The sequence below is a fragment of the Streptomyces hilarionis genome (assembly GCF_024539675.1).
Taxonomy (GTDB): Bacteria; Actinomycetota; Actinomycetes; order Streptomycetales; family Streptomycetaceae; genus Streptomyces; species Streptomyces hilarionis.
Genome location: NZ_JAHHIT010000272.1, coordinates 1 through 6,464 on the forward strand (window position 1 = coordinate 1; position 6,464 = coordinate 6,464).

Consider the following 6,464-nt stretch of genomic DNA (forward strand, 5'->3'; position numbering starts at 1 on the left):
GGGTTCAGCGGGAGAGGGGGGTCGGACGGGCGGCCGTCAGCCGAGGACGGCGAGCGCGTCGATCTCGACCAGGAGGCCCGCCGGCAGACCGACGTAGACGGTGGTGCGGGCGGCGGGCGGGGCGGTGAGGGCCTGCTCCTCGAAGTAGGCGTCGTAGAGCTCGTTGAACTCGGCGAAGTGCCCGGTGTCGGTCAGGTAGACGCGGATCATCATCGCGTCGTCCCAGCCCGCCCCGCCCTCCCGCAGGATCGCCTCGACGTTGGCGAGGGTTTGCAGGGTCTGCTCGCGCAGGGTGGGCCCGGCGGGGGTCGGGGGCCTGCCCGGCTCGGCGGGCAGGAAGCCGACCTGGCCCGCCACCTGGAGGATGTTGCCCTTGCGCACGCCGTGCGAGAACTTCGCGGGCGGGGTGGTGTGCGTGCCGGGGGTGAGCGCGGTCTTGTCGGTCATGCGGCGTTCATTCCTTCGCGGTGTGCGGGATCGGGTTCCTGCCGGAGTACTCGCCGCTGACGGCGTCCGCCGCGCGGCGCACCAGCGGGAGCAGGGTGAGGAGTTCGTCGGCGGTGACGACGACGTTCGGCGCGGAGACCGACATCGCGGCGACCACCCGGCCGTCGGCGCCCCTGACCGGCGCGGCGACGCAGTTGATGGACTCCTCGTGGCCGCCGAGGTCGGTGGCCCAGCCCTGTTCGCGCACCTTCTCCAGCTCCCGCAGGAACGCGGGGGCGTTGGGCGTCGAGCGGGCCGTGTACAGGGGGTAGTCGAGCTTCTCGGCCACGGCCCGCCGCTCGGGCTCGGGCAGGTCGGCGAGGAGCAGCTTGGCGACGGCGGCGACCGTGATGGCGACGGGGCGGCCGATGCGGGAGTACATGCGCACCGGGTAGCGGCTCTCCACCTTGTCGATGTAGAGGACCTCGCCCTCCTCGTGGACGGCGAGGTGGACGGTGTGGCCGCAGGTCTCGTTGAGGCGGACGAGGTGCGGGTGGGCGATCTCGCGGACGTCGAGGTTCTCCATCGCCTCCTGGGCGAGGGCGAAGAGACGGGCGCCGAGACGGTAGCGCTGGTCGGACTGGCGGTAGACGAGACCGTGTTCGTGGAGGGTGCGCAGCAGCCGCAGGGCGGTCGACTTGTGGACGCCGAGCCGGTCGGCGACCTGCCCGAGGTCGGCGGGGCCCTCGGCGAGCAGGGGCAGGATGCTCAGGGCGCGGTCGACGGTCTGGCTCATGGGGTGGGTGCCTCCTCCGGTGCGGCCGGGGCTTGCGTCCGGCCCGGGCCGAGTCGAAGTCTCCCCCACGCGTTGTCGTCGAGGGCGGCGAGGCGGTCTGCGTGGTGGCGGGAGGGGGGCGTGGCGAGGTCGCCGGGGACGGTGAGGGCGGCGGCGGCCGCCAGGTGCCCGTGCCGGAGCCGGTCGCGCGGGGGCAGACCGCGCAGGGTGGCGGAGAGGAACCCGGCGGCGAAGGCGTCGCCGGCGCCGACGGCGGCGACCACGTCGACCCGCGGGGCGGGGACGTGCAGGACGCGTTCCCGGTCGAGGAGGGTGGCTCCGCGCGCCCCCTGTTTGACGACGAGCACCTCGGGGCCGGGCAGCGCCCGCCGCACGGCGTCGACGCCGTCCAGTCCCCACACGTCGGCCGCCTCGTCCTCGCCGACGAACACCAGGTCGGCGCCGCGGGCCAGTTCGAGCAGGACGCGCGGGCTGTTGCCGTCCTTCCACAGCCGGGGCCGGTGGTTGACGTCGAAGGAGACGAGGGGCCGGCCGGGCCGGCGCGCGGTGAGTTCGCGCAGCAGGCCGAGGCAGGTCGCGGAGAGGGCCGCGGTGATCCCGGTGAGGTGCAGCACCCGGCAGGCGGTGACGGCGTCGAGGTCGACGGTGTCGGCGGACATCGCGGAGGCCGCGGACCCGGCACGGTAGTAGGCGACCTCGTGGTCGTCGCCGGCGCGGTCCGCGGCGGTGCGGAAGTAGACGCCGGTGGGGCGGTCGGGGTCGCGCCGCACCCGGCTCACGTCGACGCCGTAGGAGCCGACCGTCTCGACGAGGTGGTCGCCGAAGCCGTCCGCCCCGACCCGGCTGACCCAGCGCGCCGGGTGGCCGGCCGCCGCCAGGGCGCAGACGACGTTGGACTCCGCACCGCCGATGCCCCGGTCGAAGGAGGGCGCGTCGGCGAGGCGGCCGGGCCCGGTGGGCCGCAGGGCGACCATGGACTCGCCGAGCGCGACGACGTCCACGACGTCGGGGGCGTTGCCGAATCCGGTGCCGGTCACGGTCGTCGTGGCTCCTGTGCTGGTGCGGGCGGGCCAAGCGGGACGGGGCGGCCTCGGGTCGAGGGCCGGGGGAGGCTTCGTTGACCCCGCGTCGGCCGAGATGTTAGACAGCGGTCAGCGACATACGCAATGGACGTTGCAGGTGATGCAACGCTCCTGATCAGGGAGGTTCCATGAGTACCGAGGCACTGGCGGCGCTCGCCCGGCTGGCCGAGGAACGCGTCGACCACCGCTTCAAGGGCCTCCCCCCGGACGCCGCCGGCCTCACCGTCGGCGAACTCGCGGCCCAGCGCCGCAACCTGTTCACCGGCGGCTTCACCACCCCCGTCCTGGCCCTGTCGGCGGAGCGGCTGGAGCACAACCTCGCGCTCATGGAGACGTACGCGACCCGGCACGGCCTCGCCTTCGCCCCGCACGGCAAGACGTCCATGGCCCCGCAGCTCTTCCGGCGCCAGATCGACCGCGGCGCGTGGGGCATCACCCTGGCGGTCCCGCACCAGGTGTGGGTGGCGCGGGCGTACGGCGTCCAGCGGGTCTTCCTGGCCAACGAGCTGGTGGACCCGCCCGCGCTGCGCCGGATCTCCGCCGACCTCGACGGCGACGACGACTTCCGCTTCGTCTGCTACGTCGACTCCGTGCGCGGCGTCGAGCTGATGGACGCGGCCCTGCGCGGCGCCCGCCGCCCCCTCGACGTCGTGGTCGAACTGGCCGCCGGCGACGGCGCGCGCACCGGCGTGCGCACGGAGCGGGAGTGCGCGGCGGTCGCCGACGCGGTGGCCGCCGCGCACTCCCTGCGGCTGGTCGGGGTCGCGGGATACGAGGGGGAGGTGCCGGGGGCCGACCCGGAGCGCGTGCACGCCTGGCTGCGCCGGCTGACCGCGCTCGCCGCCGCCTTCGACGCGCAGGGCCGCTTCGCGGACGCCGGGGAGATCGTCGTCAGCGCGGGCGGCAGCGCCTGGTTCGACGCGGTCGCCGACGTCTTCGCCGGGATCGGCGAACTCTCCTCGCCGGTGCTGAAGTTGCTGCGCTCGGGCGCGTACGTCTCGCACGACGACGGCCACTACCGCAAGCTGACGCCCTTCAACCGGGTGCCCGAGGAGGGCGCGCTGAAGCCCGCGTTCCGGCTGTGGACCCAGGTCGTCTCACGCCCCTCCCCCGACCAGGCCTTCGTCAACGCGGGCAAGCGCGACGCGGCCTACGACCTCGATCTGCCGGTCGCGCGGACGATCCGCCGCGAGGGCGCGCAGCGCCCCGCCACCGGCGTCGAGGTGACCGCGCTCTCCGACCAGCACGCCTGGCTGCGCACCTCCGCCGAGGCGGACGTCGAGGTCGGCGACTGGATCGGCCTGGGGCTGTCGCACCCGTGCACGTCCTTCGACAAGTGGCCGCTGATCCCGCTCGCCGAGGCGGACGGCACGGTCGTCGACTACGTCCGCACGTTCTTCTGAACCGCCCGAGCCGGAGGCCACCGTGGAAGACCTCGTCATCCGGGACGCCGACGTCGTCGACGGCAGCGGCGCCGACTCCTACCGCGCGGACGTGGTGATCGACGACGGCAGGATCGTCTCGATCGTCAAGGAGGCGGCGGCCGCGGGCTGCCAGCGCCCGACGGCCGTGCGCGAACTCGACGCCGAGGGGCTCGTGCTGTCCCCCGGCTTCATCGACATGCACGCCCACAGCGACCTCGCCCTGCTGCGCGACCCGGACCACAGCGCCAAGGCCGCGCAGGGCGTGACCCTCGAGGTCCTCGGCCAGGACGGTCTGTCGTACGCGCCGGTGGACGCGTCCACCCTCGACGGCGTGCGCCGGGCCATCACCGGCTGGAACGGCCCCGGCGACGACGTCGACTTCGACTGGCGGTCGGTGGGCGAGTACCTGGACCGGCTGGACCGGGGCTTCGACGGCCGCGGCATCGCCGTCAACGCGGCCTACCTCGTCCCCCAGGGCACCGTCCGCGCCCTCGTCGTGGGCTGGGAGGACCGCCCGGCCACGCCGCGGGAGCTGGACCGGATGCGGCGGCTGGTGGCGGAGGGACTGGAGCAGGGCGCGGTCGGCCTGTCGTCGGGGCTGACGTACACGCCCGGGATGTACGCCGGGGACGCCGAACTGACCGAGCTGTGCCGGGTAGTGGCGCGGTACGGCGGCTACTACTGCCCCCACCACCGCAGTTACGGCGCCGGCGCGCTGGAGGCGTACGCGGAGATGGTGGAGCTGACCGCGCGGGCGGGGTGCGCGCTCCACCTGGCCCACGCCACGATGAACTTCGGTGTGAACGAGGGCCGGGCCCCGGACCTGCTCGCCCTGCTCGACGAGGCGCTCGACGCGGGCGCCGACATCACCCTCGACACCTACCCGTACACCCCGGGCTGCACCACGCTCGCGGCGCTGCTGCCCAGCTGGGCGAGCGAGGGCGGCCCGCGCGAGATCCTGCGCCGCCTGGCGGACGACGCGACGGCCGGGCGCATCCGCCACGACCTGGAGGTGACCGGCGCGGACGGCTGCCACGGGGTGCCGGTGGACTGGGGGACGATCGAGATCTCGGGGGTGACGGATCCCGCGCTGAGCGGGTTCGTCGGCCGCACGGTCCGCGAGTCGGCCGCCCGGCTGGGCGAGGCCCCGTGGACCACGGCGCGCCGTCTGCTGATCGACGACGGACTCGGCCCGACGATCCTTCAGCACGTGGGCCACGAGGAGAACGTGCGCGCGATCATGCGCCACCGCGTCCACACCGGCGGCTCCGACGGCGTCCTGACCGGCGCGAAGCCGCACCCGCGGGCCTACGGCACCTTTCCGCGCTATCTCGGCCACTACACGCGGGAGCTGGGGATCCTCACCCTGGAGGAGTGCGTGACGCGGCTGACCGGCCGCCCGGCGGCCCGCCTGCGGCTGCCGGACCGGGGGCTGGTCCGCGAGGGGTACCGGGCCGACCTGGTGCTGTTCGACCCGCGCACGGTGGCGGCGGGCTCGACGTACGCGTCCCCGCGCACGCTGCCGACGGGCATCCCGCACGTCCTGGTCGACGGCCGCTTCGTGATCGAGGACGGCCGGCGCACCGACGTGCTGGCGGGGCGGGCGGTCCGTCGCAGTCCCGTGTGACGGAACGCCCCGCCGCCGCGCCCTACGGCTTGGGCAGGGTGCACCCGCTCTTGTTCAGGCTGAGCTGGTTGCCGGTGGTGAAGCAGGCCGGGATCAGGTAGGTCTCCTGGGCGTAGTTGATGCCCTCGCGGACGGTGACGTTGCCGTTCGCGTCGACCTCGCACGGGTTGTTCTCCGTGCAGCGCTGGCCGTCCTCGTTGCCCGTGTTGTTGACGGCGACGACCTTGCCGGTGGCCTGGTCGATCACCGGCGAGCCCGAGGTGCCGCCGATGGTCTGGCAGGCGGAGGTGTAGCGGACCGAGTCCTTCCAGGTCCAGTCGCCCTCCTTGAGGCGGTAGACGAACGCGTCGATGTTGCAGCTGTAGAGCCGCTTCCAGTAGCCGGAGGCCACCGTGATGGCGGTGCCGGCGACCGGGTGGGTGTCCTGCACGGTCAGCGCGGAGATCCCGTAGGCGTTCTTGATCGACGCGTAGGTGCTGGTGAGCTGGTAGATCGAGACGTCCGTGTCGGTCATCGTCCCGTAGGCCAGCTTGCTGGCGCGCAGGGTCGCGACCCGGGTGCCGGCCGAGTTGAGCAGGCCGAACGTGCGGCTGGAGGCCTGGTTGACGAGCACCTCGCCCGGCTCGGGGAAGCCGGTCGACAGGCAGTGCCCGTTGGAGAGCACCAGCGCCGGGTCGGTGTCCAGGGAGCTCGGGAAGCGGATGACCGAGCCGGAGCAGTTGCTGAGCGCGACGGTGCCGGCGAGGTTGACGGCCCGCAGCGCGGGAGCGGCCGCCGTGGTCGCGGCCGCCCTGCCCGCAGGGGCGGAGGCGGCGGCCGGGGTCGCGGGCTGCGCGTGCGTCGGCGCGGCGACCGCGGGCGCCGCGCCGGCCCCGGCGACGGCCAGGGCGAAGAACGCGGCGACGAGAGGCTTTCTCATGTGGGGGTCCCCTCTTATGACAGGACGACCGGAGATCTTCCGGTCGTCCGCTGTTTTGTCATGCGCATTGTTAGTGCGCCGAGGGGTGAGAACAAGGGTGGGTTTTCGGCCGCCGGACGGGAGCATTCCGCTTGCTGTCCGCGGACACGCCCGCACCCGCCTACCTGCCTCCCCTGCCCCGCCCCCGGCC

Annotated in this window: 6 protein-coding genes; 2 read left to right on the plus strand and 4 right to left on the minus strand. The window is 74.1% G+C overall.

Annotated elements, in window-relative coordinates:
- Positions 1 to 36 precede the first annotated feature (36 nt).
- Genes KMS84_RS37385 through KMS84_RS37395 form a run of 3 tightly spaced genes read right to left on the minus strand, consistent with a single transcriptional unit; the run spans position 37 to position 2,259 of the window.
- Entirely contained in the window at positions 37 to 447 is a 411-nt protein-coding gene (locus tag KMS84_RS37385; RefSeq protein ID WP_256921006.1) for a RidA family protein, read from the minus strand.
- 7 nt (positions 448 to 454) lie between these two features.
- Positions 455 to 1,222 (minus strand): IclR family transcriptional regulator, encoded by a 768-nt coding sequence (locus KMS84_RS37390; protein WP_256921007.1) that lies wholly within the window; start codon positions 1,220 to 1,222, stop codon positions 455 to 457.
- Positions 1,219 to 2,259 (minus strand): sugar kinase, encoded by a 1,041-nt coding sequence (locus tag KMS84_RS37395; RefSeq protein ID WP_256921008.1) that lies wholly within the window; start codon positions 2,257 to 2,259, stop codon positions 1,219 to 1,221. Before KMS84_RS37395 ends, KMS84_RS37390 begins: the two co-directional genes overlap by 4 nt.
- 173 nt (positions 2,260 to 2,432) lie before the next feature.
- Here KMS84_RS37395 and KMS84_RS37400 point away from each other — a divergent pair, with 173 nt between their 5' ends.
- Positions 2,433 to 3,707 carry an amino acid deaminase gene (locus KMS84_RS37400; RefSeq protein ID WP_256921009.1) on the plus strand — a complete coding sequence of 425 codons (1,275 nt, stop codon included), beginning with the start codon at positions 2,433 to 2,435 and terminating at the stop codon, positions 3,705 to 3,707.
- A gap of 22 nt (positions 3,708 to 3,729) precedes the next feature.
- A complete protein-coding gene (locus KMS84_RS37405; RefSeq protein ID WP_256921010.1) occupies positions 3,730 to 5,355 on the plus strand; it encodes an N-acyl-D-amino-acid deacylase family protein in 1,626 nt (541 codons plus the stop codon).
- Positions 5,356 to 5,377: 22 nt separating this feature from the next.
- On the opposite strand, the gene KMS84_RS37410 is transcribed toward KMS84_RS37405, so the two are convergent.
- The gene (locus KMS84_RS37410; RefSeq protein ID WP_256921011.1) at positions 5,378 to 6,274 is read right to left on the minus strand and encodes a S1 family peptidase; all 897 of its coding nucleotides are present in this window, start codon (positions 6,272 to 6,274) and stop codon (positions 5,378 to 5,380) included.
- Between the last annotated feature and the right edge of the window lie 190 nt (positions 6,275 to 6,464).

Excerpts from the sequence above, each read along its gene's own strand:
- KMS84_RS37400 (WP_256921009.1), top strand. The coding sequence starts at position 2,433 with ATGAGTACCGAGGCACTGGCGGCGCTCGCCCGGCTGGCCGAGGAACGC.
- KMS84_RS37390 (WP_256921007.1), bottom strand. The coding sequence starts at position 1,222 with ATGAGCCAGACCGTCGACCGCGCCCTGAGCATCCTGCCCCTGCTCGCC.
- KMS84_RS37385 (WP_256921006.1), bottom strand. The coding sequence starts at position 447 with ATGACCGACAAGACCGCGCTCACCCCCGGCACGCACACCACCCCGCCC.
- KMS84_RS37410 (WP_256921011.1), bottom strand. The coding sequence starts at position 6,274 with ATGAGAAAGCCTCTCGTCGCCGCGTTCTTCGCCCTGGCCGTCGCCGGG.